The following is a 24,378-nucleotide window of genomic DNA, read 5'->3' on the forward strand; positions in this document are numbered from 1 at the left end:
GCATCCGCCTCATAGGAAACATCGCTGGAGCAGCGCGTCTAACTTGGTTTGCGTGCACGGCGTTTTCGTCCAGCTCGTTTGCGCGGGTGTCAAGTGGGTCGCGTGTGTTAGCTGACGTTCTTTTTGACTATGGCGCGACTTCGCCGGACCGACGATGTCAATCGTCGTGACCTGCGCAGCAGTCATGCTACCAGTTGACATTCCAAACGCGCTGAATGGTACGGTCGAGAATAAATCAATGTATATAGTGCGCATTTCTACGTGAGGTGTATGACTAGAGTTGCGATCGCTTTCCTCTTATTGCGGGTGGTGCGCGCTTGCGCATCTAGATCGAGAAGGGGCTCCGCAAATCGCGTTTCGAAAGGGCGCCCTCGTTCCGGCGGAACTAAGAGAAACAATGGCGGCTCAGGACTCAAAGCGGCGCGTTGCGCTGATCACCGGCGTCACCGGGCAGGACGGCGCGTATCTCGCCGAATATCTGCTCGGTCTCGGCTACACCGTGCACGGGATCAAGCGGCGGTCGTCCTCGTTCAACACCGCGCGCGTCGACCATCTCTACCAGGACCCGCATGCCGGCAACGTGCCGTTCCTGATGCACTATGGCGACATGACCGATTCGACCAATCTGATCCGCCTGGTGCAGCAGATCCGGCCGACCGAGATCTACAACCTCGCCGCCCAGAGCCACGTCCAGGTCAGTTTCGAGAGCCCGGAATACACCGCCAATGCCGACGCGATCGGCGTATTGCGCCTTTTGGAAGCGATCCGCATCCTCGGCATGGAGAAGGAGGCGCGGTTCTACCAGGCCTCGACCTCGGAGCTTTACGGCCTCGTGCAGGAGGTGCCGCAGAAGGAAACCACGCCGTTCTATCCGCGCTCGCCCTATGGCGTCGCCAAGCTCTACGGCTACTGGATCACGGTGAACTACCGCGAGGCCTATGGCATGTTCGCCAGCAACGGCATCCTGTTCAACCATGAAAGCCCGATCCGCGGCGAGACCTTCGTGACGCGCAAGATCACCCGCGCCGTCGCCCGCATCGAGGTCGGCCTCGAGAACAAGCTCTATCTCGGCAATCTCGACGCCAAGCGCGACTGGGGCCACGCCCGCGACTATGTCGAGGGCATGCACAGGATCCTGCAGGTCGACGAGCCCGGCGACTTCGTGCTCGCGACCGGCGAAACGCGGTCGGTCCGCGAGTTCGTCGAGCTGGCGTTTGCCGAGGTCGGCCGCAGCATCGAATGGCGTGGCAAGGGCGTCGAGGAGGTCGGTATCGACAAGGCGTCCGGCAACACCCTGGTGCAGATCGATCCGACCTATTTCCGCCCGACCGAGGTCGATCTTCTGATCGGCGACGCCAGCAAGGCGCGCGCCAAGCTCGGCTGGACGCCGAAGACGCCGTTCGCGCAGCTGGTGAAGGAAATGGTCGCCAGCGATCTCGTCGAGGCCAGGCAGGACGCGGCCAATGGCAAGCACGGCGTTTGAGCTGAAGGGCAAGACGGTCTTCGTCGCCGGCCATCGCGGCATGGTCGGCTCGGCGCTGATGCGCCGGCTGGCGCGCGAGGAGGCCGATCTCCTGACGGTGTCGCGCAGCGAGGTCGATTTGCGCGACCAAACCGCGGTCAACGCCTGGTTTGCCGCGAAGCGGCCTCAGGCTGTATTCCTCGCCGCCGCCAAGGTCGGCGGCATCGTCGCCAACAACACGCTGCGGGCCGAGTTCCTCTACGACAATCTGGCGATCTCGAGCAACGTGATCGAGGCGGCTCACGCCAATGGCTGCGAGAAGCTGATGTTCTTCGGCTCGTCCTGCATCTATCCGCGCCTGGCGCCGCAGCCGCTGCGCGAGGATTCGATGTTGACCGGCCCGCTGGAGCCGACCAACGAGCCCTATGCCATCGCCAAGATCGCCGGCATCAAGATGGCCGAGGCCTATCGCAGCCAGTACGGCGCCGATTTCATCAGCGTGATGCCGACCAATCTCTACGGTCCCGGCGACAATTATCACCCCGAATACAGCCACGTCGTCGCCGCGCTGATCCGCCGCTTCCACGAGGCCAAGGTTTCGGGCGCCGGCAACGTCGTGGTGTGGGGCACCGGCACGCCGCGCCGCGAATTCCTCTATGTCGACGATCTCGCCGACGCCTGCGTCCATCTGATGAAGACCTATTCATCGCCCGAACTGGTCAATATCGGCACCGGCGAGGACATCACCATCGCCGAGTTCGCACTCATGGTCGCGGCCGCCGTCGGTTTTCGCGGTGAGATCAGCTTCGACACGTCGCGCCCGGACGGCACGCCGCGCAAGCTGCTCGACATCAGTCGTCTGGCCAGGCTCGGCTGGCATGCCCAGACCTCGCTGGAAGATGGCATTCAGCTAGCGTATCGGGCATATCTCGCCGACAGCAAATGGACGGCACTGCTTGTCCCCGACAAGTGGCGTAAGCAGGCCCATCCGAGGATCCGTGCACGGGTATCACCTAGCTGGCCCCGTCGCTCGCGTAACGATTAACTTTGCCCCGCGTTGCCCAACGCTCTTCGTCAGCAGCGCTCGGTTGGACGTTCGATTCATCCAAGTGACACGCACATCCTAGCTACGGTTCAGCGAGCCAACTCGCAGGAACAGAGGAATGGTTGTGATCGAGAGTGCCGTTTTGCTGCTATCAGGTTGAGATCTGATCGACTCTCAGCCTTGAACGCCGGCGCCGCAGCCGATCATTGGCTCGAAACGTGCCGGTGTCCTTTTCCTCTCGATCGGCGGCCTAGCGAGGTTCGGCCATAACCATCCGCGCCGACAGCGTGACGATGCACATGAGCGCGCCTAACATGCCGAACGCAAAAGGCAAGCCGGTCATGTGTGCGACGAGCCCGATGCTGGCGGGACCCATCAGTATACCGGCGTAGCCAGCTGTCGTGATGACCGCGATTGCAACGCCCACCGGCATCACCTTCTGTTTGCCGGCGCGGCGACACAGCACAGGTACAACATTTGAAATACCCAATCCAATAAGCAGGAACCCCGCCATGGCAATCACCGCAACCGGCGCGGCGACCACAGCCAGGAAGCCTATCATGATTGGTAGAGTTCCGAGCATCAATGTGGCACGGTCGCCGATTCGCTCCACTACGGCATCTCCGCCGAGACGTCCCGCAGTCATCGCGATGGCGAAGAGCATACAGCCAAGACCTCCATGCGCCTCAGCGAGAAGATCTTGCCCAACGAGAAGCAAAGCGCTCCAATCAAGCATTGCACCTTCGACAAGAAACGTAATAGCCGCGAGCGCAGCTATTAGCACCACGCTGCGATGGGGCAAGACAAACACTGGCCCCTGCTGCCTTACACTCGTCGCGGTCAACCGCGGCCAGGCCGACCCAATCGCGATCATCATAAACATCGAACAGACTAACGTCGAAAAAAGCGGACCAAGCTGAAGCGAAAGGAACAAAGTCACGGCGGCAGAGCCGGTGAATTCGCCGATGCTGTAATGGGCATGGAAGCCGGACATCAATGGACGGCCGGTGGCGCGCTCCAGTTCAATCGCATAGATGTTCATGGCTACATCGATCGCCCCCAGTGAAACGCCGAACGCAAACAGCGTGGCACCGAGCGCAAGAGGTGTTCCGGCGATAGCAAGCCACGGCAGGATAAGCGCGAGGCCGAGTCCACCGACGAAGATAATGGGCTTGCTGCCGTACCGCGCATTCGACACGCTGGTCAAAAGCATAGCGAGAACGGATCCCATTCCGAGACAGAGCAGCAGAAGACCGAGCATGCGGTCATCTACCGCGAGCCGCTCCTTGGCGAGCGGCACCAAAGGCGCCCACGCCGCGAGGCCAAATCCGGCAACAAAAAACGCAAGCCGCGTCCCAAGCTTTCCGGCTGCCCAATTGGCAGATGGTATCACAGGCACTCCTGAGAGAACGGGCTGGTGAGCGCGGCGCCCCTCATCCTGTGTGCGCCGCCTGCAAGCGGTCCGATGATGGCCTCACGTTGACATTTTTCATCCCTGCAAATGCGATGCCATCGCAAAAGCTCGAGCCACTCCCGGAGTGGCAAGCGTCAACGCGGAATGATCGTCAAGCCCCGGACACCGGTTTGGCCTATCTTTCTCGGATAGCTAGCCGTACGAAGGACACTAGTCTTTGCTTGTTTCCGACGGTTAGAGGCGCAACAGCTCGAGTTGCCTTTGTCGCAAAGCGCACAAAGCCGACGGCACCCGGACCTTGCGTTTACTTCGAGAAGAACACCACAGCTCGCGTGAACACGGCCGTCAGCTCCCCGGCAGCATTTGCTGTCAATCTGGAAGCTCTCACAAAACGCAAAGGCGCTGCGCTACGCCTGAGCTCAATACACGAACATTCATGGAGGACCGGAGCTGACCGCGGGGAACTTCTACGCTATACCGGGGCATCGGATCGCGGCAGATCATCCGAACGTGACGGAAAATCAGAGCTGCGATTCCAAATTCCCGGTGTCGGAGCGCTGGGTTGTGATGGAGCAATCAACCAAATCCTCCCTGCCATTTATGTTGGCGCCAGAAGGGCAGCATCGGCGTCGCGTGCAGTCATCAATTACCTTTGCTATCTGGTTAGGTCCAGGAAGCGTGCGTTCGATAGCGAGCTGGTCGCCGGCATCCCTCAAGCGCTTATATCCGCGGAGCGCCGCGACTGTCGTTCTGACCAGGTCGGACTGTGCGTGGTAACGAATGAGTATAGCAAGCAAAAATCGATCAGTATTGTCGCCGTCATCACGCTGTAAGCCCAGCCGTTCTGCACGAGATCGAGCTCGATCAACACCCGTGACAGACCGAATCCCACGATCCAAGCATCAAAGCTCATGCAAATGCGTCGAAACATCTCCGGATCAAGCCGCCGAATGACGTAGGATCCCAGCGGGATGCCGAGCAAAACACTGGGTATAAAGGCATAAAGCAGGCTGCCGCTTTCGGAAATGAAAAGGCCGAGCTTGTAGTAGACAAAGGCAGTCGCGCTCGATTCCACTACGCGAACCAGGGCAAGACCGGCGCGAAATTCGTTTTTGACGAGGCCCTGGTTGTTAAACAGCATGGCCAAAGGCGGGCCAGAGATAGTCGTCACCGAATAGAGGATGCCCAGCATCGACCCGAATGGCAGACCGATCAGCCAGCTCGCTTCGATAGGGCGGCGCCAGCCCGCGGCTTGCAACAAGATCAGGGGCAAAATGATCGTGTACGTGGCGAATTTGATCCAGCCCGGCTGCAGTGAGGCCAACGCATAGCCCCCGAGCGCAATGCCTGGCAAGAGCCCAAGCAAGATGGGAAACACTCGTCTCCAAACCGCCGGCACACCCTTCAGATTGATGAAGAGAACGTAAACGTTGACGAAGACTTCGATGATAACAATGGCCGGGTTGAGAATGCGATTGGGGTAGAAAACCAGCGCAAGGGGTACAGTGAGCGACGAAAAACCGTAGCCAATGGCTCCATTTACAAAGGCCGCAAAACAAGTTGTTGCGGCCAAAAATAGCATAGCACCATCAAACTCAGGCATTTACTTAACCTTCCTAGTCCGGAGCGCGTCCGATCACACGTCAGCGAATCAGACGTGGACATTGGTCATCAGGATTGCGGCAGATTCCGCCCTCGCTTCGCAGCTCCGGCGACCTTCACATTGGCTTTTGGCCGTGGCCAAGCGCGCTAGTTTCTCTTATTATCGACTTCGGTTGTATGAAGCTGCGTTGTACTTCCCCTACCCGACCGCGATCACTCAGCTAATACGTGTCAGTCTATTTTTCGGCTGTCGATCGCTGGTTTTCGTATCGAAGCCATGACTGCGGCGGTCGTAGATGCGAGGGGCCCCTGACGACCAGTTCCGAACGGTCCCCAGTGGACTTGAACTGTCGGCAACTAAACCCTAAGGTCGTTGCAACCCAGAGGTCGTCGTTTTCAACTAGCAATGCGAGGCGCTCAGACGGGAGTAAAGCAATTCGCTCCAGAGACGTTGGGATAATAGCAACATCACCTTTTCAGCGTTGACAAGTTCTTCGCCGGCCGCCTGACGCAGCGGTCGGCGAACAACGCCCTATCCGGAGCAGCAATCGAGCGAACGCGGATTGATTAATCGTTACTATTTGGCCAGCTGGACATCAGCAGCGCCGGTGAGTTCAACCTCTGTGCCGTTCTTCCCGTGACCGGCGCTCGCGTCGGCTCGGTGATCGGACGCGATTGCGACATAGACCGCCGGCAGCACGAAGAGAGTGAAGAGCGTGCCGATAGACATGCCAGCGACGAGCACCAGCCCGATCGAAAAGCGACTCGCGGCGCCAGCTCCCGTTGCGGTCAACAAGGGTATGAGGCCCGTGACCATCGCCGCCGTCGTCATCAAGATTGGACGCAACCGGACGCGCGCCGCCATCTCTATAGCCGAGCGACGGTCAAGTCGCTCCTTGAGCTGCAGTTCATTGGCGAACTCAACCATCAAGATGCCATGCTTGGAAATCAACCCGACCAGCGTTAGCAGTCCGACCTGGGTGTAGATGTTGATCGTCGCCCAGCCCAAAAATAGCGGTATCAGGGCGCCGACGATTGCCATCGGCACGCTGATCATAATAACGAGGGGATCGCGCAGACTTTCGAACTGCGCCGCAAGCGCCAAGAATATGACGATAAGGGCAAACGCGAAGGTAATGGCCAGTTGGTTACCCTCGTGCACATATTGCCGGGCGTCGGCAAGGAAGTCGTGGCTGAAGCCTGCGGGCAGTTTCTTTGCCTGCGCTTCCAGGAAGTCCACGGCCTGACCGATCGTAACGCCGGGCATCGGCACGGCTTGAAAGGTCGCGCAGTTGAGCTGGTTGTAGTGCGTGAGTGCGTTCGGATCAGTCGCAGTCTCCACCGAGACTACGGTAGACAGCGGAAGCATCGAACCTTTCGCGGTCTTCACATAATAGTTTCCGATCGCTTCCGGGGCCAGGCGTTGCTCGCGGGGCACCTGCGGAATCACTTGGTACGAACGGCCTTGCAGATTGAAGTGATTGACGTAGTTTCCGCCAAGTAGGGTGGCGAGCGCGTTACCAATATTCTGCATGGTGATGCCAAGATCGTTGGCCTTCGATCGATCGACCTTGATTCGTACCACGGGCTGATTGAACTCGAGGTCAGAATCGCTGACCATGAACAGACCGCTTTTGCGCGCGGCATCCTTCAGGTTCGACATCTGCTCATAGACGGATTGGAAACCTAGCGTCGAATTGATCACCATCTGCACTGGTAGCCCGTCCGTGCCTCCCGGAAGCGACGGCAGGCTAAACGCAAATGCGTTAATACCTTCGATTTTGGACAGCTCGACCTGGACAAGGGACTTTAGCGCGATCGATGACCGCTTGCGCTCATCCCAAGGCTTGAGCAACATGCCGGCCATCCCTCCCCGCGAGCCGCTAGTGCCGTTGAGCACGAAGCTCAAATCGGTCTCGGGAAACTTCTGAAACGCCTTTTCGAGCTTGGCGCCGTAATAGTTGAGGTAGTCGATGTTGGCGTATTTCGGCGCTTTGGTTAGCGCGAATACAATCCCTTGATCTTCCTCCGGCGCGAGTTCCTTGGAAGTGTGCATATAGAGAAAACCGACGAGACCCAGCATGGTCAGGGCGAACAGCCCGGTAATCGGACGATAGTCGAGCGAGCGGTCGAGCTTGCGTCCGTACCAGCGTGTCGTGGCGCCAAACACGCGGTTCACAACTCTTGCAAACCGCCCCTTCTCAGCGCTCTTCAGGCAGACCGAGCACATCATCGGCGACAGCGTCAAAGCGATCACGCCCGACACGATCACCGCCCCCGCCAGCGTAAACGCGAACTCGCGGAACAGCGCGCCGGTGACGCCCCCGAGAAAACCGATGGGCGCGTATACGGCGGCCAACGTAATCGTCATGGAGACGACGGGGCCCACGATCTCGCGCGCGCCTCTCGCAGCAGCCTGGAGGGGCGGCGCACCTTCTTCCAGATGGCGATGAACGTTCTCCACCACGACGATCGCGTCGTCGACCACGAGACCGATCGCGAGTACCATCGCAAGGAGGGTAAGGAGATTGAATGAAAATCCCAGCGCCAGCATCATGCTGCAGACACCGACGAGCGACAACGGAATGGTAACGACGGGAATGATTACCGACCGCAGCGAGGCCAGGAATAGAAAGATGACCACCACCACTATCACGACGGCCTCAATGAGCGTCTTCTCCACTTCATCGATCGACGATTGAATGAATTTGGTGGAATCGTAGGCCACTTTCATCTTCAGTGCCGGCGGCAGGTTACGTTCCATTTCTGGAAACAGCGCCCGAACACCTCGCACTATGTTTAGCGGATTGCCCTGCGGGCTCGCCTGGACACCGATGAAGACCGCGTGCTCGCCGTTCATGGAGACGCTGACGTCTGTGGTCTGCGCGGCAAGCTCGACTGCCGCAATGTCCTCCATGCGTACAAAGCCGCCGTCATTCGCTTTGACGACCATGCGCTTGAAGTCATCGACACTCCGCAGGTCGGTGTTTGTCGTGACGTCGGAGATGGTGAAATAGCCCTTGGTCTGACCGGACGCGGCCTGGAAGTTGTTGGCGGCGATTGCGGCCGAAACATCTGCCGGCGACACGCCGTGCCCCGCCATTTTCGCAGCATCGAGCCATAGCCGCATCGCAAAACTTTGGCTGCCCAGGATGTCAGCCGCCGCAACGCCGTCGACGGTCGACATAACCGGTTGCACGACGCGCGAGAGATAGTCCGAGATCGCGCTGGCCGTCAGTTCCTCGCTGGAGAAGGCGATGTACATGACAGCGGTAGCCTGACCGCTTGACTTAGTGACGACCGGATCGTTCGATTCTTTCGGGATTAACGATTTGACTGAATTGACCTTAGACAGCACCTCGGTGAGTGCCTCGTTGGGATCGAAATTGAGCTTGATGTAGACTTGGATCGTCGACGCACCGAGCACAGATGAGGAAGTGACATAGTCGACGCCCTCTGCGGAAGCGACCGCCTGCTCCAGAGGAGTGGTGATGAACCCCTGGATCATGTCGGCGGAGGCGCCAGGATAGGAGGTCGTGATATTGACGACCGTGTTAGACAGTTTGGGATACTGCCGGATTGGCAGAACAGCGGCCGCGCGAAGGCCGATCAGCAAGATCAGTAGACTGACGACGATAGATAAAACCGGACGCTTGATGAAAAGCTCTGTAAATGTCATCTCGACTCGCATTCAAAGAGGGTGACGCAAACTCGCTAGCGAGTCGCGCGACAGCCATCGTTATTAAAGCGGCAACTGCGGCCAGGCCCCTGCTATAAGCGAAACTGAAGTGGCCGCTCTAAAGACTCGTATGTTCCCAAGCAGAGGCTCAGCCTTCCGCTTCTTCCATTCTCGCTGCTTATGATGAACGCCGACCCCGCTTGGCTGAGTGCGATCTCGAATAGGGAGCGCCTTCGCAAGATAAGACCCAAGTCCTTTTTGCGCGTAATCAGCCTGAGGTCCGCCTCAGGATGTGGAGGTGGGCTCACGTGCTTCCATTTACTCTCGTGCTCAAGTCTGAATGGAGCGCAAAACCGTCTAGGTGAATCGCGTCAGTTCAAGGCTTCGACCCGTTCGATCGAATGATTCAGCTTTGAAATCGAAAGTATGGAAAACCTGGCAGATGCTCAACTCTACAAAGGTAAGCGGGTGATATCGCATGGGCTGCAAAGCCTATACCAAGGTTTGTTCTCGGTCCGACTCAAACTTCCACAGTATTCCCCCAGGCGGGTCGGGCGACGGTCCCGTCTTGTACGCGGCCTCGTGCCACTCAAGCTTCCTCTTGGGCTTTCTCATCATCCTTAGGTCGGCTCGGAAGCGATCGACTGCGCCACTCGTTTTGCTCGAGGCGTGATGCAAATCTCATCTCGAAGGACCTAATCCGCCCACACGATCGGGTTGTAAAAGCCGACATGCACAGAATTGACTCAGAGAGTCCGCGTGCAGGCGATATGCTCACGCATCATTGAGAGCTTTGCGCTGGACGGCAATGAATGTGGCGACATTTATGTTGGCCGGCGTGCGGGTGACGAGATGTTCTACGCCGGCAAGGTCGACCACGGCTTCGACAAGGCCTCGGCCACCGATCTCCACAAACTACTGACGCCGCTGATCCGCAAGACCCAGGCCCACACCAAACGCATCGAGCATGAGGCGATCTAGGTTGCGCCGAAGCTGTTCGTCGAAATCGAGTAATCTTGTCAACTGCCGAAGGTAAGGGGCGACATTCAGCTCTTTCATGGTGTCGGGGAGGATCCATCATTACCTCACCGCGCTGCAGCTTCTGCAATGATACCCGCTGGCTCCGGGAGGTGAATCCGGCTCAGCCATACAAAGACCACACGCCTGCATGCGCTTCGCACTGTCAGGATGCCGCGTCCGGTCTGTTGCAAACCCGACGATCACGGCTTTGTCCCGCCCTCACCGCAAGAATTCAAGCCGGATCTGTATCGGCGCTAGCGCGCCTACTCATAATTCGCCGTGTTCGCTTTACCACTAAAACCAGTCATCGCCGGGCGATCAGGGCATGTCGGTGATGGGCGATGAGGCGACATCGCGAGCTATTTTTGATTTTGACGCGACGAACTTCTACGAATTTCTTTAAACATGCGTATTCAGATTGGTACGTTGCTTGCTTTGTTCAGGACCTCATCATCCACGATTATCTTCTGAGCGGACCTGCGTCGCTGCAAATGCAAAGTCAGCCCGGAGATCGCCGTGCGGCGAAACTATGGAACCGATGTAGACCGGGGTGTCGGTCTAAATAGCAGACTGCAGCGCAAAGGTGGCGATGCTGAACTGCCAGTCGAGGGGAGCCGTTGCAAAGGCCGTCGTGACTTCTGGTAAGTCCATCGTTGTACACGATAACGCCATTGACCCCGTCATTTCACGCGCACGACCTCATTAAACTTCACGTCTGATTCTGATCTAGAATGATGAGGTAGAACATGCAAAGGCGTGGCGCGGTGGTCGACCAGCCACTGAAATGAAATCAGGTCGTTCTTTAGTGCGTCAGAAGGGACCTGATTCGTTCTCACGATGAACCGTAGTTTGCTTCCGGAGCGTAGCTGAGGAGATTGGGGCGCAATGACGTGTATTGTTGGACTGGTTAATAAAGGCACTGTTTACATCGGTGGCGATAGCGCCGGTTTGGACTCGAACTACTCTCTCGTCGTCCGCAACGACAGGAAGGTATTCCGGAGCGGTGATTTCGTCATGGGCTTTACCAGCTCATTCCGGATGGGACAGCTTTTGGCGTTTGGCTTCCATCCTAACAGGCCGCGCGTGGGTGTCGATGTGATGACTTACATGGTCACCGACTTCATCGACGCCGTGAGAGCTCGAATGAAGTATGGCGGCTTTGCTAGGACGAGGGATTCTGCTGAATACGGCGGGACGTTCCTTGTCGGCTACGCCGCCCGGCTGTTCCATATCTCGGACGATTACCAGGTTGGAGAATCGGTCCATGGGTTCGATGCGTGCGGATGCGGTAATGCGATAGCGCTCGGCTCGCTGAGATCAACACGCGACTGGAATGACCCCAAAGCACGCCTCCTTGAAGCTTTGGGCGCCGCCGAGACGTTCAGCGCGGGTGTCCGCGGGCCGTTCTATTTAGAGCAGACGGATTGCACAAATAATTGAACGATCCTTATCGTCCTCAGCCTATCCGACGACGTCATACGTGCCAGCCTGAACCTGTGTGCAGTTGAATTTGCTTGAGTGAAGGTGTTCCTGGGCAGTCATTCAGTTTAATTGCGGGTGATCTCCGCATTGTTGGACCGACCTGCATCTTAGCCAGAAAGTCCCTTGAGCATCGAAGTCCATGTGTTCGACTCAAAGTCGTGTCTTTGTCTCATCGTCCATGAGGGACAGTTACCGTCATCAGACCTTGTTCGGAGCAGGGCCCATTACGGCACCGGCTGGGGCTCGAAATGAGACGTTTTCACAAATCCGATATATGCCGTGATGACCACCATGAACAGCATCGCCGCGCGGCTGTGCGGTAAGCAGATCCGCGTAACCGCGGCGACCTTCGCTGTACCGGAGCCAAACCGGAAAACATAAGTGATAAGGAGAGCAGCCCGAACCAAGGCGACCTTACCTGGGTTTGCATATGGTTCCGTGTCCGTCTTTTATCGTTAATTCGCCGTAGCAAGCAATGTGATACTTGCGTCCCACAATAGGCATCTCGTCCGCTTGAGAGAATGAAGGCACGTTAATCGAGAGCTTCTTTACGAGAACTTCCTCGTATCCACCATCTCTCTCCAAGATCACGCGCCATTTCCACTCCCCGCCCGGGCTTTCGTCTGCCATTGTGTTGTAGCGGAGTCGGATCAAATTGCTCATCGAGAGTACCTGAAGACCATGTCCGATACGAGAGGTAGAGAAAATCTATCGCCGTCGCCGAATGAGAGGCGAGCGGCTTGCCCAACCGAGAACGCCTGGCCGATGCCAGCTTGCTGTTCCTTAAAGCAGTTCAAAACTTAACTGCTCAATGATCTTTCTCCAAGACATACGAACGTTTGCGCGATAGATCGCTCAGGATCATGCAAGCTCGGCCCCACATCGTGATAGTCCTTTTGTGAAGAGAAGGAACGCGGTCCGCGTCACTGCTCTTAGCGGCCCAAGCGGCCTAAACAGATCTCGGATTGTGAAACCGATTTGAGGGGTTATGGCGAAATCCTCAAAGCTTGTCGTTGCGAAGAACGGGCGTGCGCTTCTTGTCAGACGCCGTCGCGACGGGCTCTGGATGTTTCCGGGCGGCCGCAAGCGTGCCGGTGAGAGTGACAGGGCGTGCCTTCGTCGAGAGGTTGCGGAAGAACTTCCGAAAATCAAACTCGGACCGTTGAAGCTCTGGAAGGAAGTGAAGGGCACGAACCGCCGATCTGGGCGCAAGATGAGCGATGCTGTTTTCGTGGCTAAGAAAGCGTCCGGCCAATTGAAGATTGGTGACACAAAGGAGATCGACAAGGCGGTCTGGCGCAAGCCGCGACGGATCAGGCTAACGCCGACGTCCCGCTACATTCGGGACAAGCTGTTTCCCAAGTGAACAATAGCCGGTTACTTGCACGTTGATTTCCGCTCAAGGCAACAAACTTCGCCGCATCGCATATTGGCTCTTACCATCGGACGGGATTACCTTCTATCTCTTTGTGAACTTGATCTCGATGCGCGACGAGACTCGCTCTTAGAGCTCGGTCATAGGGCCGCAGGCCCGACCAGGCGTGCGCCAGGGCGCATCGCCTTAAAGAGAAATGGCTCCCGCAGGAGCGTGAGCATAGCGACGCCGAAGGCGGCACGCGGGACCGAGTGCAGCGACGAGACCGGTTAAAAGGTCACCCGGGAACGGGGCAGTGATAGCGACGCCGGCATACTTCATGACGGCGGGCCCCTTTCCCGAGTGCCCCCGGCGAGGAGCTCCGCATCTCTTTGCGCGAGGGATCGAAGCCGCACGGCGGCCGATACGCAAAGCGGCTCGGTTCACGAGAGCCCGGTGCGGCTCCGGCCGCACGCGCCGACACAGTGAGAGACCTGAGTGTGCACGTGATGCAGGCAACCTTGCGAGAACGCCTGGCATTTTCACGGTAGTCGCAAAATAGGGGAAACCTTGTCCTCTGTTGACTGGGAATCCCAGCCTTGTGCTAGCAGCCGGAACAAACGACGGGCCACAGGATTCGTCGTATTCGGAGTCTATTTCAATGCTGATGACCATTGAGCGAAAGCCGACAACACGGACCCTGCGCGGATGGGCGATCCAAGTGCTCCAGGAAGCGGGCGCCATCCGCGAGTGCGAGGAGCACGGTTGGATGCAGGACCGCGCCGATCCGCATGCACGAGAGCGCGCCTTCGATATCGCCCGCCAGGACCCGCCAGCAGACGTCTCCCCTCACGCAGCGGAGGCCGCGGTTCGCGATGTGCTGGACTCGATTGGTGATACCTGCCCAGAATGCTCCCCTGACGAGGAGGGCCGGCGCTAAACACCGACGCCCACCCCTCCTCGACCTCAGCGGCCTAGCCGCCTTTCCACCCGCTTCCGCGTATTGCCGACCTTTTTGACAGCCTTCTTCACCGCCGACGCCGACTTTCGCCTCTTCTTCGCCTCGTACTGCACTTCATAGTCCTGCCCGCCGGCCACCCGTGCCCGGTCCTGCTTTCGCCCGCGCGCCGTCTTCGACTTCTTCGCTGCCGCCATGGATACCTCCTGTTCGTGGCGTCGAGGCAACGCGACAAGGATTCGCAGGTTCCGGAACGATTCGAACTGTGCCAATTTGAATCGCCTGTAGCGTGGAGTTCTTCAGTGGCGTTTCAGCGTAAAATGCCGGCGGCCATCGGCGTCAAGGCGCCCTTCCCCGGCTTCATCGAACCGGCCCTGGCCACCTCGATCGAGAAGGTGCCATCCGGAGAGCGCTGGATTCACGAAATCAAGTTCGACGGCTACCGTGTTCAGGTCCATCTGGCCAACGAGACGGCGAAGATCTTCACCCGGCGCGGCCACGATTGGACGCATCGCTTCAAGAAGGTCGCTCATGATGCCTGGCGGATCAAGGCGAACTCGGCGGTGGTGGACGGCGAGATCGTGGTACCTGCCGCCGACGGCACGACCGACTTCTCGGTCCTGCAGAACGAGCTCAAGGGCAAATCGAAGAGCATCGTGTTCGTCGCGTTCGATCTGCTCTATCTGAACGGCCGGGATATCCGGAAGCTACCGCTCTCTCAGCGCAAAGCCGAACTCAAGAAGATCCTTGGCGGCACCGACATCCAGTTCAGCGAAAGCTTCGAGATAGACGGCCGCGAGATGTTCGCGCACGCCTGCAAGCTCGGCCTTGAGGGTGTCGTCTCAAAGGTCCGGGGCAGCGCCTATCCGACGGGACGGACGAATGATTGGGTCAAGAAGACCTGCGTACAGCGTGAGACGCTGACCATTGCCGGTTTCGCACTCGATGGGACGAAGTGGGACGGCATCTACGTCGGCCGGCGCAAGGGCGACGATCTGGTCTACGCCGGCAAAGTCGACCACGGCTTCGACAAGGCCTCCGCCGCCAATCTCCAGAAACGGCTTAAACCCCTCATCCGAAAGACCCAGCCTTATACCAAGCGCATCGGTCACAAGGGCATCTGGGTCGAACCCAAGCTTCTGGCCGAGATCGAGTATCGCGCGAAGTCGGCCGAGGGAAAGGTTCGGCACCCGTTTTTCCGGGGCCTGCGGGAGGACCTGTGATGGATGCGGTTCGATCGCTTCTGGCAGTGGGCGAACAAGCCCCCCGAAAGTCCGCTGACGATTTCGGCGAGCTGCATCAAGCGGTCATGGAGCTCGCTCCCGAGCACCGAGGGGACCGCACCACGGTGAACCGAGCCGCAGCGCGCGCACCAGACCCCGAACGATGATCGCTTGACGGCAACCCTTTGCCTTCCCTCGGTGCCGCCGAGCAAGAACTGCCAAGAAACTAACTCCGCGCACGCTGCAGCGCAGCTTCCAATCGCTCCTTTTCCTTATTCCAGCGATCGTCTTCGGTTTGCGATCTCTTCGCGAGAGCCTCAACCTCGGCCTGGATGGCGGCAGCCCGCTTCGCGTGCTCCTGCTCCGCCTTGTCCAGCGCAGCCTGCGCCTTGTCGACCGCCTGCTGACGGCGCTCACGTTCTCTCTGCCTGGCGGCCTCCTCCCTCGCCCGTTCACTCTCCCGGCGCCTCTCCTCCCGTTCGTAGGCAAGCGCAGCCTTCCGCTCGGCCGTCTTGTCGACGGGACGTGAGGAAGGCTCCTTCGCAATTTGCCCCTTCGATTTGCGCGGGGCGTTCGTCGATCTCCTATCCCCACCGAGATCGGAGGGCAGTTCGGCTTGCTCGCTGAAGGATCCGTCGGATCCGACCGGGCGCCTGAGAACGACGCCAGGCTTCTTCATGGCCGCAGCGATGATGTCCGGATCGTCGCTTTCCCTCGCTGCGCCCTGGTGGAAGAGATTACTGTTGGCGCCCCAGGCTTCGAGGGCCGCTTTCATGGAGGGAGTGGCAATCGCCAGATCGAAGAAGCCCAGCGAAGTCTGGTAGGTCTTGAGTTTTCTCGCCATCGGTCCGGTCCGCCCTCCTCAATCGAGCGTCAACGTCACGCACGCCACGGAGCCCGCGGAACACGACGCGGCCCCGAAGCGTTCCCTAATCCTTGAAGGACGTCCACGCATTTCGCAACGTGCTCTTAAGGATTGGCCTCGAATGAGCCGGACGTCGACCCTGCCCAAGCGCCTGCAGCCGATGCTCGCTACGCTCACCGACGCGCCGTTCGACGATCCGGGCTGGGTTTTCGAGGACAAGTATGACGGCTTCCGGATGATCGCGGAAATCCGGCGGGGCAAGGTTGCGCTCTACAGCCGCAACGGCAAGATCATCAGCCGCAGCTATATCGAGGTCGCCAAAGCGCTGGAGGGCGTGAAGGGCGATGCCGTGATCGACGGAGAGCTCGTCGCGATCGGAAAGGACGGCGTCTCGCATTTCCAGTTGCTTCAAAACGCGCTGCGCCATGAGGCGAAGCTCCTGTATTGTGCCTTCGATCTCATGTTTGAGAACGCAGCAGACTTGCGCAACCGGCCTCTTCTCGAGCGCAAGAAGCGGCTGAAGGCAATTCTGCCGCGCGACAAGCTGATCGCCTTCAGCCCTCACCGCAAAGGGGACGGTACGAAATTCTTCACCGAGGCCGAGCGGAAGGGTCTCGAAGGCATCATGGCAAAGCGCGCCGACAGTTCGTATGCGTCCGGAAGCCGGACCCCGGATTGGCTGAAAATCAAGACGGCAAAGCGACAGGAAGTGGTGATCGCCGGCTTCACAGCGCCCAAGCGCACCAGGCCGTTCTTCGGCGCGCTGGTCCTCGCCGTGCGGGAAGACGACGCATGGCGGTACATCGGGCATGTCGGCACTGGCTTCAGCCACAAGGCCCTGGAAGACCTCCATGCCAAGCTCTTGAAGCTGAGGGCCTCTAAGTCACCCTTTCCTGCCAAAGTGAAGGACGAGGCCGCCACGACCTGGGTCAGGCCTTCGCTGGTTGCCGAGGTCAAATTCGCGGAGTGGACAAGCAAGGGCGAACTACGCCAGCCGGTCTATCTCGGGCTCAGGTCCGACAAGCGGGCCAAGGATGTCGTGCGCGAGCGAGAACGTTCGCGCAGATAGCGCTTCCGTTCTGGCGTAACCGGCCAACGGAACGAGGTAATGCATTCGCCTCCTTCGCTGTGAATTCCCTCCGCGGTCGTGTGTTCAGTCACCTCCGAGGTCGTGGATCTCCGGTCGCATGCCCCCAGGCGCGATTTCGAGCGTCGCAATGGTGATTGGCAGCTGGAAGCGCCGCCGTCCCGCGCTGCCGGGATTCAGGTAGAGAACGCCATCGACCGTGTCGATCTTCGGAACGTGGGAATGCCCGGAGACGATGACGTCGATGCCGGCGCGGGCATCGGCCTGCAGCGTCTTCAGGTCGTGCAGAACGTAGATCGACTTTCCCGCCAGGCGCACAAGGCTCGTGTCGGGATATTCGCGAGCCCACTCGCCATTGTCCACGTTTCCACGGATGGCGGTGACAGGCGCGATCTGGCGAAGCGCGTCGACGATCTCGGGCCGCCCGATATCGCCGGCATGAATGATGTGATCGACGCCCGTCAGGCCTCGTTCCGCCTCGGGCCTCAACAGGCCGTGCGTGTCCGAAATGATTCCAATCCTGAACGTCATTTCCCGGCGCTCTCAACCGCGACCGCCAAAAGACGATCCAGAAGCTCTACCTGCCCGGACAGCATCTTGGTCCGCGCAAACTCGATATTGAACCATTCCGCGCGGTCGACTTCGGGAAAGTTCTGCCGTCGACCGCTTCGTGGCGGCCATTCGATATCGAAGGTATTGCTGGTCAGCGCCGCCGGGTCAAAATGGCCTTCGCCGGCGAATGCGATAACGCGCTTCCCTCCTCGCTGTCGGACCTCCCCCAGCGCCCGGAGTGGACCAATCGAAGCACTCCGGCCGAGTTCTTCGGCAAACTCGCGCCGCGCGACCTGCTCCGGAGCATCCGCGCCATCGATTTCGCCCTTCGGAATGGACCAAGCGCCATTATCCTTCTTGCGCCAGAACGGACCGCCGGGATGAACGAGCAGAACCTCGAGCCCGCGAGCGCCTTTCCGGTAGGCCAGAATGCCCGCACTCAACATCGATCTCCTGGAAGTCTTTTTCAGCGCAGCCATATCGCTCCCTGCCGCGGACGACGAACTAACGGCCGTCTGGCGTCACGGGACGCTTCACGACACGCTAGGCTGACTTCCGCTGCGGTCTGGCCGCCGGCTTCTTTGCCGCGGCTTCCTTCGCTGGCTTCTTGCCGGCAATCGGCATCAGCATTTCCTTCTGCCCGGCCGCCGCCTTGCGCGCCTTCTTGGTTGGCTTCTTGGGCGCCTCTGTCGGGCCCGTCGCGTCTCGTCCGATGCTCTTGCGCAGCGCGTCCATCAGGTCCACGACGTTCTCACCTCGAGGACGCTCTTTCGCTCTGATCGGCTTGCCTGCGCGCTTCGCGTTTATGAGATCAATGAGGGCGGTTTCGTACTGGTCTTCAAACTTGTCCGGCTCGAAATGGCCCGCCTTCTGATTGACGATGTGCTTGGCGAGATCAAGCATGTCCTTGGTGACTTTGACATCCTGGATGTCGTCGAAATACTCATCAGCGGCACGCACTTCGTAGGGATAGCGCAGCAGCGTTCCCATCAGGCCTTTGTCGAGCGGCTCGAGGGCAATGATGTGCTCGCGATTGGTCAGCACCACACGGCCGATTGCGACCTTGTTCATCTCGCGGATGGTTTCCCGAATGACCGCGAAGGCATCGTGCCCGACTTTACCGTCGGGACGCAGGTAATAGGGGCGAATGAGATATCGCGGATCGATCTCGCTGCGGTCGACGAACTCGTCGATCTCGATGGTTCGTGTCGATTCTAGCGCGACGTTCTCGAGCTCCTCCTTGGTCACCTCGATGAAGGTATCGGTATCAACCTTGTAGCCCTTGACGATGTCCTCGTTGTCGACCTCCTCGCCGGTGTCGGCGTCGACCTTGGCGTACTTGATCCGATGGCCGGTCTTCCGGTTCAGCTGGTTGAACGAGACCTTTTCGGATTCCGAGGTGGCCGGATAGAGCGCAACCGGACAGGTGACGAGGGAAAGACGAAGGAAGCCTTTCCAGTTGGCGCGGGGGGCCATCGCGGGGAACTCCATTACTGATGCCGGATTCAAGACGAACGAACCGCCTTGGTTCCGACACCGCGACCCGTCCAGCAGGCCGATTTTTCTCATCCAGGCCCCTGAACGGACTCGACTTTTGTTCTTGTTATGTTCTAATTCAGGCATGACCGACCGACCCGCGAGCTGGCGCATGCCGACCCCAAAGCAGATGGAAAAACTGGCCGCTGAAGCCGCCCGTAGGCCGAGCCCCTCCGCTGCTGGTTCAGATGCGCCGCTCCCGGCTGAATATTGGGCCTCCGTCCTCAAAGACCCTCGCGTCGGTACGACCGAGGTCCAAATGCGGCAGCGGCGTCTTTCCGAAATTCAGCGCCACGTACTCCGCACCTCCTGCCGCCGTTGCCAACGGACCGTGGAAATCCAGACCGCCGATGCCGTTCGACTGTATGGCGCCAACGCGCTCTGGAAGGACGTCGCGCAGCGGCTGCTCGACAACACCTGCCAGCAGCGCACCGGCAGGCATGAAGAAGACGGGTGCTGGCCGGCATTCGAGACGCCGTAGTCGCTCAGGATTTGCCGATCCGATCTCTTTGCGTCTGGATGCCCGGATGGCCCCGAAGTATCACCCTACGCCCCTGTCGGGCGGCGATCGCAAGGCTCTGGCAAAAGAGCTCGGCAAGGCACGCGCGATGGCCAACATCCTGGCTACCCAATCGGCGGAGATGCGGGCCAAAGGCGAGGCGATGATCCAGCAAGCCGATAGGCTGCTTTGCGAAAGCTGGAACGAGCGGATGTGGAGTGATGGCGAACCGATCGATCCGTCGCCAACCATCGATCAGGCCGTGAATGGAGGCTTCCCTTGGCTCGAGATCAGGTGCGCGCGTTGCAAGACGCCGAGCGACGTGGACCTCGCGGCGATGAAGCACCCGCCGACCACCTTCGTGCACGATCTCGCCAGCCGGCTGCGCTGCCGCCAATGCGCCAAGGCGGGCCGGCGTCCATCCGCGACTCTGCTACAGTTGACGTGGCAGCCGCGCCATCCTCGAACCGAACCCTGACCGATGTGCAATCTTTATTCGATCACGACAAACCAGGCCGCGATCAGCGCGCTGTTTCGCGTTGTGAACCGGTATGTCGGCAATCTGGCGCCCATGCCGGGAGTTTTCCCGGACTACACGGCACCGATCGTGCGCAACGGGGCCGAAGGCCGCGAACTCACCAGTGCGCGGTGGGGAATGCCGTCGTCGTCAAAGGCGCTGATGGACGCCACGAAGAAACGGGCCGAAAAGCTGCAGGCCAAGGGCAAGACCGTCGATTTTAAGGAACTGCTACGGATGGAGCCGGACGGCGGCACAACTAACATCCGAAACGTGAAGAGCAAGCACTGGACGCGATGGCTGGGAGCCGAAAACCGCTGCGTGGTGCCCTTCAACTCCTTCAGCGAGTTCAACAAGGCTGAGGGCGGTGATATCTGGTTCGCGCTCGGTGAGACACGCCCCCTCGTCTGCTTCGCCGGCATCTGGACCAACTGGACGTCTGTCCGGAAGGTCAAGGAAGGAGAGACGACCAACGACCTCTTCGCGTTCCTCACAACGCTGCCGAACGCAGAGGTCGGCGCCATTCACCCCAAGGCGATGCCGGTGGTCCTGACGACGCCGGACGAAGTCGAGACCTGGATGACGGCCCCTCTGGACGAGGCCCTGAAGCTGCAGCGGCCACTTCCGGACGGCACGCTCCGGATCGTCGCTCGCGGCGTCAAGGAAGACCTAACAGGGCCAACTGCGTGACCGACGAGACTGACTACCAAACGGGGCCGCACCGCATCGGCGCAAAATCATGTCGATATGGACGCATCCGTGGAGCAGCGCGCTTAATTAACAAGACCACCAGGCTGCGTTCCGTGATCGTGATCCCGCCGGCAGAGGTGACGCTACTTTCGCTCATGCATCGGATCGAGTTCCCTGCTCCAAGATTCTTGCCTTCTCACTGCGACGCGCAAGCGAGTGTGCGCTTTTTGACAGAAATGTTGCGGGATCGCGCGGACGCAAGCGGATAGAAGAGATGATGGGCGAGATCGCGCAGCTGAAGACGAAAGCGGCCGGGCCCCCGCAACGGAAGCGGTCGCGTGGCGCTGGATCCTAGCGGATCATAGGTCAGCGCCGCTCTTGGGGTTTGCCTCATGCGTTTGCCTTGGAGAACGGAAGCGTCAAAGCGGCCATGTAGGAACGGCCACGTCCGCCGTCGAAATCAAACTCATAGAGCCGAACAGAGCCAAGCGCCGTCTGGCGCTGGCCAAGAAAGAACGTGAAGGCATTGGGCGCAGCGATGAATAGATGGGTGATGCCGATCACATCGGCTTTAACCGCCCGAACCGCGCTGGTCGCAGCGTCCGCGAGCTCGAAAGCGTGGCGCCCGCAGGTGACCGACTGCGCACCTGAGCCAGAACTCGGCTTCAGGATCAAAAGCCGGCCGACACTCGGAAGCGCGGTTTCGCAGTATCGGCGCGCATCGGCCGAAACGTCATGAGTCAGGCCGAGCGCGACAGCGAGATCCGGCTGGTCACTCCGAAGCTCCACTGTTTCCGCGACGAGGGCCGGCCAGCTCGGATCGGAAATTGCGTCACCGGCCGACCAGAGCCGACGGCCGGTACTGCGCTGCTCGAGCTCGACCTGGCGGCCCGACTTGATGTTGATGATGGAGCCGGCGACGAAGGCCAGCGTGACGTGGGCGTCAAGCGCAAGCCGCAGGCGCGGCTGGTCCTTGGCAGCAGCGAGCAGAAAGCCTCGCAGCGCGGGATAGAGCTTTGTTTCCCAGTCCCCGTCGCTGCGGATATAACGCTCGTCAAAGGACGGGATCATGTCCAGCACGGCATGACAACGCTCCTCGAGCCGATCGAAGGCGTGCTCGAAGGATTTGACGCCAAAGACCCGCGGTCCGCCTCGCGCAGCGCCCAGCAGATCTTCCCGAGCGCAGACGGCGCGGAAGCCGGCGCGGTCGAATTCGAGCCGACCCTGCGCCATCCACTGGAAGACAACATCGTCATAGGGGAACGCGCTCTGGTTGGCGGAAATGCGCTGCAGGCCGACATAGGCAAACAACAGGTCAAGCTGATCGCGCAGCCCATCGAGAGTGTCGGTCGCCTCGCCAAAGGCGAGCGTGCGTGCCAGCAGCCGAAGCTCGGCTTCATCGATGCCGAGATGCTCGCGCCAAGCCTTGCGCACGGCGCCAGCCTTGCTGTTGTCGGTCACCGAGCCATATAGCCGCTCGAGCCGCATCGCGCCGGAACGGGTGCCGACCATTTCGCGCAGCGGGTCGTCGCGGTCGAGGCGCCAGTTGGTCACCAGCTTGAACCGCACGCCGCAGCCCTGGGGGGCATGGGCAAGCTGCGCCTCTCGCGCCCGCTGCAGCAATGATCGGGCATTGGCGTTGATGAACTCCGGGTCCACGAGATGGGAGTAGCCATAGGTGCCGGGCGTGACATGCCATTTGCACTGCATGTGCTCGCGCCGCAGTGGGTCGCCATAGTGGTCGACCGCGCTGCGCGCAGCATCGTATTCGACCCAGATGTCGTCGAAGCTCTTCGGTCCTATCTCGAAGCCCACGCGCACGACGGGGCTATCGGGATCGAGCAGGCGCGCCGCGTGATGCCAAAACAGTCGCGCCTGGAAGGTGTCTCCGTCGCGCCGGACGGTTACGGCCTGGGTCATGGAGATCTTACCTCGGCATCTCGCCGTCCTTGAAGGGCGGCGTTGGAACAATCGACCGGGCAATCTCGACCGCGCGCGCGCCATCGACCGCGCTGGTCGGATAGGCGTCCAGCACGATCGTCGGCAGCAGCCGCTGCGTCAGGTCGGAGAAGGTGAAGCCGTAATCGCGTCCGCCCCGCTGCGGCCCGGTCGCCGAGACCAGGCCATCGATATGATGACGCCCGAGACCGATGGGTTCCAGCCGGCTGGACAGCACGAAGCGGCGCTGCTCGTCGCTGGGCCGTGCGAAGCTCACCACGTCGGCCGCGCGGCGGCGCACCGCAGGATCGAGCGCATTGAGGCGGTTGGTGCACATCAGGACGGCCGCCGGCAGCTTCGCATTGGCGATCCGGTCGATGCCGCGGATGAAGGCGTTCACGCCGGCGCGGTCCTCGTGGTGCATCTGAGCCGCTTCGCGCGACTGCGCCAGCGCGTCGGCCTCGTCGACCAGCAAGATCACGGCCCCGCGCGAGCGGCCAGACGCCGACTTGAGCTTGGTCGCCTCCGCCAGGGTATAGTCGAACGCCGCCGAAAGCAGCTGCGTCATCTCGCCAACCCGGCCCTGGCCTCGGGTGGACAGGCTGAGCGGCAGCAGGGTGATGTCGATCTTCTCCTGTCGCGCCACCGCATCGCCGATCGTCTCGGCCAGCTCCGTCTTGCCCGAGCCGACGTCACCAGCGAGCACGATCAGCGGAGGGCGTCGCAGCACCGTGTCGAGCAGCGCCTGTGCGCCCGGATGGTACTTCTTCGCCCAATCGGCAAGGCCGCCCGGATTGACGAGCAGGCCGAGGATTTTCGCAAGGCGGTTCTTCTGCTCGTCGAGCCCGACCAGCCGAGCAAACCGCGCCTGCGGATCGATGTCGGGATAGGTGATGCGGCGCTCGAACAGCTCGTCGAGGGTCGGCTTGGTGTTCATTAGAAGCTCCTGACGGTGGCGCGGTCGAGGGCTCTGCCCCCGGACGAATAGGTGCGGTCGTTCGACAGATAGCCAGATATTCCGGGCTCCGGGGCACCGCCTCGCGAAAACGGCAGGCTGGCCTTGAAGGCGTCGCGCTCGGTCTGGCTGAGGCGGTCCCAGGCCGCCGTGTAGGTCATGTAGCTGTAGAAGGAGGCGCCGCCGACGTCGGCGCCCGGCCGGATCTTCCCGGGGTCGTCGTCGTTAGCCGAGGCGCCAGCGAGGTCGCGGGAGGTGTAACGCAGGGTCGGCTCGATCCACTTACCGTCCTTCTTGAAGCCGTAGGTCACCGTGTCGAGATAGCCGGCCCGCAGCATCTCGGTCGCTTCGGTCTCGTAGTCCGCGATGCTTTCGTCGGACGGCTTGCCATAGAAGCGCTGCATGCGCTTCAGGTCGGTCGCGACCTTGGCTGCCATGTGGCGCGCGTGGGTGACCGTGAAAGTCGTGCTTTCGGTAAAGCTGTAGCTATAGGACATTGT

General features: G+C 60.1%; 22 protein-coding genes. 11 read left to right on the top strand and 11 right to left on the bottom strand.

Features of this window, described 5'->3' with window-relative positions; translation table 11 throughout:
• Positions 1-397 precede the first annotated feature (397 nt).
• The gene (gene gmd, locus JEY66_RS36095; protein WP_018269887.1) at positions 398-1,483 is read left to right on the top strand and encodes a GDP-mannose 4,6-dehydratase; all 1,086 of its coding nucleotides are present in this window, start codon (positions 398-400) and stop codon (positions 1,481-1,483) included.
• Entirely contained in the window at positions 1,464-2,507 is a 1,044-nt protein-coding gene (gene fcl / locus JEY66_RS36100; protein WP_018269886.1) for a GDP-L-fucose synthase, read from the top strand. Before gmd ends, fcl begins: the two co-directional genes overlap by 20 nt.
• A 250-nt stretch (positions 2,508-2,757) precedes the next feature.
• Here the strand turns inward: fcl and JEY66_RS36105 are convergent, their stop codons facing one another.
• The 3 genes from JEY66_RS36105 to JEY66_RS36115 form a co-directional block, all read right to left on the bottom strand.
• Complete coding sequence (locus JEY66_RS36105; RefSeq protein WP_026192290.1) at positions 2,758-3,897, bottom strand: MFS transporter; 1,140 nt, start codon at positions 3,895-3,897, stop codon at positions 2,758-2,760.
• Between the two features lie 736 nt (positions 3,898-4,633).
• Positions 4,634-5,524: a sulfite exporter TauE/SafE family protein gene (locus tag JEY66_RS36110; RefSeq protein ID WP_016848000.1), complete on the bottom strand. Its 891-nt coding sequence runs from the start codon at positions 5,522-5,524 to the stop codon at positions 4,634-4,636.
• A 576-nt stretch (positions 5,525-6,100) separates the two neighbouring features.
• A complete protein-coding gene (locus tag JEY66_RS36115) occupies positions 6,101-9,202 on the bottom strand; it encodes an efflux RND transporter permease subunit (protein WP_026192289.1) in 3,102 nt (1,033 codons plus the stop codon).
• A 759-nt stretch (positions 9,203-9,961) separates the two neighbouring features.
• Between JEY66_RS36115 and JEY66_RS36120 the strand changes: the two genes are divergently transcribed.
• The 4 genes from JEY66_RS36120 (at position 9,962) to JEY66_RS36135 (ending at position 13,998) form a co-directional block, all read left to right on the top strand.
• Positions 9,962-10,183 (top strand): ATP dependent DNA ligase, encoded by a 222-nt coding sequence (locus JEY66_RS36120; RefSeq protein WP_018269883.1) that lies wholly within the window; start codon positions 9,962-9,964, stop codon positions 10,181-10,183.
• Positions 10,184-11,107: 924 nt separating this feature from the next.
• On the top strand, positions 11,108-11,662 hold the full coding sequence (locus tag JEY66_RS36125) for a hypothetical protein (protein WP_018269882.1): 555 nt from the start codon (positions 11,108-11,110) through the stop codon (positions 11,660-11,662).
• Positions 11,663-12,692: 1,030 nt separating this feature from the next.
• The gene (locus tag JEY66_RS36130) at positions 12,693-13,070 is read left to right on the top strand and encodes an NUDIX hydrolase (RefSeq protein ID WP_016848005.1); all 378 of its coding nucleotides are present in this window, start codon (positions 12,693-12,695) and stop codon (positions 13,068-13,070) included.
• Positions 13,071-13,719: 649 nt separating this feature from the next.
• Positions 13,720-13,998: a hypothetical protein gene (locus JEY66_RS36135; protein ID WP_018269880.1), complete on the top strand. Its 279-nt coding sequence runs from the start codon at positions 13,720-13,722 to the stop codon at positions 13,996-13,998.
• Positions 13,999-14,024: 26 nt separating this feature from the next.
• Here JEY66_RS36135 and JEY66_RS36140 read toward each other — a convergent pair whose 3' ends face one another.
• Entirely contained in the window at positions 14,025-14,213 is a 189-nt protein-coding gene (locus tag JEY66_RS36140; RefSeq protein ID WP_026192287.1) for a DUF3606 domain-containing protein, read from the bottom strand.
• A 105-nt stretch (positions 14,214-14,318) separates the two neighbouring features.
• On the opposite strand from JEY66_RS36140, the gene ligD (JEY66_RS36145) reads away from it, so the two are divergent.
• Entirely contained in the window at positions 14,319-15,239 is a 921-nt protein-coding gene (gene ligD, locus JEY66_RS36145; RefSeq protein WP_026192286.1) for a non-homologous end-joining DNA ligase, read from the top strand.
• A gap of 226 nt (positions 15,240-15,465) precedes the next feature.
• Here the strand turns inward: ligD (JEY66_RS36145) and JEY66_RS36150 are convergent, their stop codons facing one another.
• Positions 15,466-16,083 carry a hypothetical protein gene (locus tag JEY66_RS36150; protein ID WP_018269877.1) on the bottom strand — a complete coding sequence of 206 codons (618 nt, stop codon included), beginning with the start codon at positions 16,081-16,083 and terminating at the stop codon, positions 15,466-15,468.
• Between the two features lie 142 nt (positions 16,084-16,225).
• On the opposite strand from JEY66_RS36150, the gene ligD (JEY66_RS36155) reads away from it, so the two are divergent.
• The gene (gene ligD, locus JEY66_RS36155; protein ID WP_018269876.1) at positions 16,226-17,173 is read left to right on the top strand and encodes a non-homologous end-joining DNA ligase; all 948 of its coding nucleotides are present in this window, start codon (positions 16,226-16,228) and stop codon (positions 17,171-17,173) included.
• 84 nt (positions 17,174-17,257) lie between these two features.
• On the opposite strand, the gene JEY66_RS36160 is transcribed toward ligD (JEY66_RS36155), so the two are convergent.
• The 3 genes from JEY66_RS36160 to ku form a co-directional block, all read right to left on the bottom strand.
• The gene (locus JEY66_RS36160) at positions 17,258-17,722 is read right to left on the bottom strand and encodes a metallophosphoesterase family protein (RefSeq protein WP_018269875.1); all 465 of its coding nucleotides are present in this window, start codon (positions 17,720-17,722) and stop codon (positions 17,258-17,260) included.
• Complete coding sequence (locus JEY66_RS36165; RefSeq protein ID WP_026192285.1) at positions 17,719-18,222, bottom strand: NUDIX hydrolase; 504 nt, start codon at positions 18,220-18,222, stop codon at positions 17,719-17,721. Before JEY66_RS36165 ends, JEY66_RS36160 begins: the two co-directional genes overlap by 4 nt.
• Positions 18,223-18,286: 64 nt before the next feature.
• Entirely contained in the window at positions 18,287-19,219 is a 933-nt protein-coding gene (gene ku / locus JEY66_RS36170) for a non-homologous end joining protein Ku (protein ID WP_026192284.1), read from the bottom strand.
• A gap of 145 nt (positions 19,220-19,364) precedes the next feature.
• Here ku and JEY66_RS36175 point away from each other — a divergent pair, with 145 nt between their 5' ends.
• Genes JEY66_RS36175 through JEY66_RS36185 form a run of 3 tightly spaced genes read left to right on the top strand, consistent with a single transcriptional unit; the run spans position 19,365 to position 20,985 of the window.
• Positions 19,365-19,760 (top strand): hypothetical protein, encoded by a 396-nt coding sequence (locus JEY66_RS36175; protein ID WP_174771015.1) that lies wholly within the window; start codon positions 19,365-19,367, stop codon positions 19,758-19,760.
• A gap of 46 nt (positions 19,761-19,806) precedes the next feature.
• The gene (locus tag JEY66_RS36180; protein WP_018269870.1) at positions 19,807-20,256 is read left to right on the top strand and encodes a hypothetical protein; all 450 of its coding nucleotides are present in this window, start codon (positions 19,807-19,809) and stop codon (positions 20,254-20,256) included.
• A gap of 3 nt (positions 20,257-20,259) precedes the next feature.
• Positions 20,260-20,985, top strand: coding sequence for an SOS response-associated peptidase (locus JEY66_RS36185; RefSeq protein WP_018269869.1), 726 nt, complete (start codon positions 20,260-20,262; stop codon positions 20,983-20,985).
• A 390-nt stretch (positions 20,986-21,375) separates the two neighbouring features.
• On the opposite strand, the gene JEY66_RS36190 is transcribed toward JEY66_RS36185, so the two are convergent.
• The 3 genes from JEY66_RS36190 to JEY66_RS36200 are packed head-to-tail and all read right to left on the bottom strand — an operon-like array spanning position 21,376 to position 24,375.
• Entirely contained in the window at positions 21,376-22,905 is a 1,530-nt protein-coding gene (locus JEY66_RS36190) for an SAVED domain-containing protein (protein WP_018269868.1), read from the bottom strand.
• Between the two features lie 7 nt (positions 22,906-22,912).
• Positions 22,913-23,860 carry an AAA family ATPase gene (locus JEY66_RS36195; protein ID WP_018269867.1) on the bottom strand — a complete coding sequence of 316 codons (948 nt, stop codon included), beginning with the start codon at positions 23,858-23,860 and terminating at the stop codon, positions 22,913-22,915.
• A complete protein-coding gene (locus tag JEY66_RS36200; protein WP_018269866.1) occupies positions 23,860-24,375 on the bottom strand; it encodes an HORMA-1 domain-containing protein in 516 nt (171 codons plus the stop codon). The genes JEY66_RS36195 and JEY66_RS36200 overlap by 1 nt, the downstream gene beginning before the upstream one ends.
• Positions 24,376-24,378 lie beyond the last annotated feature (3 nt).

This window comes from Bradyrhizobium elkanii USDA 76, from assembly GCF_023278185.1.
GTDB classification, from domain to species: Bacteria; Pseudomonadota; Alphaproteobacteria; order Rhizobiales; family Xanthobacteraceae; genus Bradyrhizobium; species Bradyrhizobium elkanii.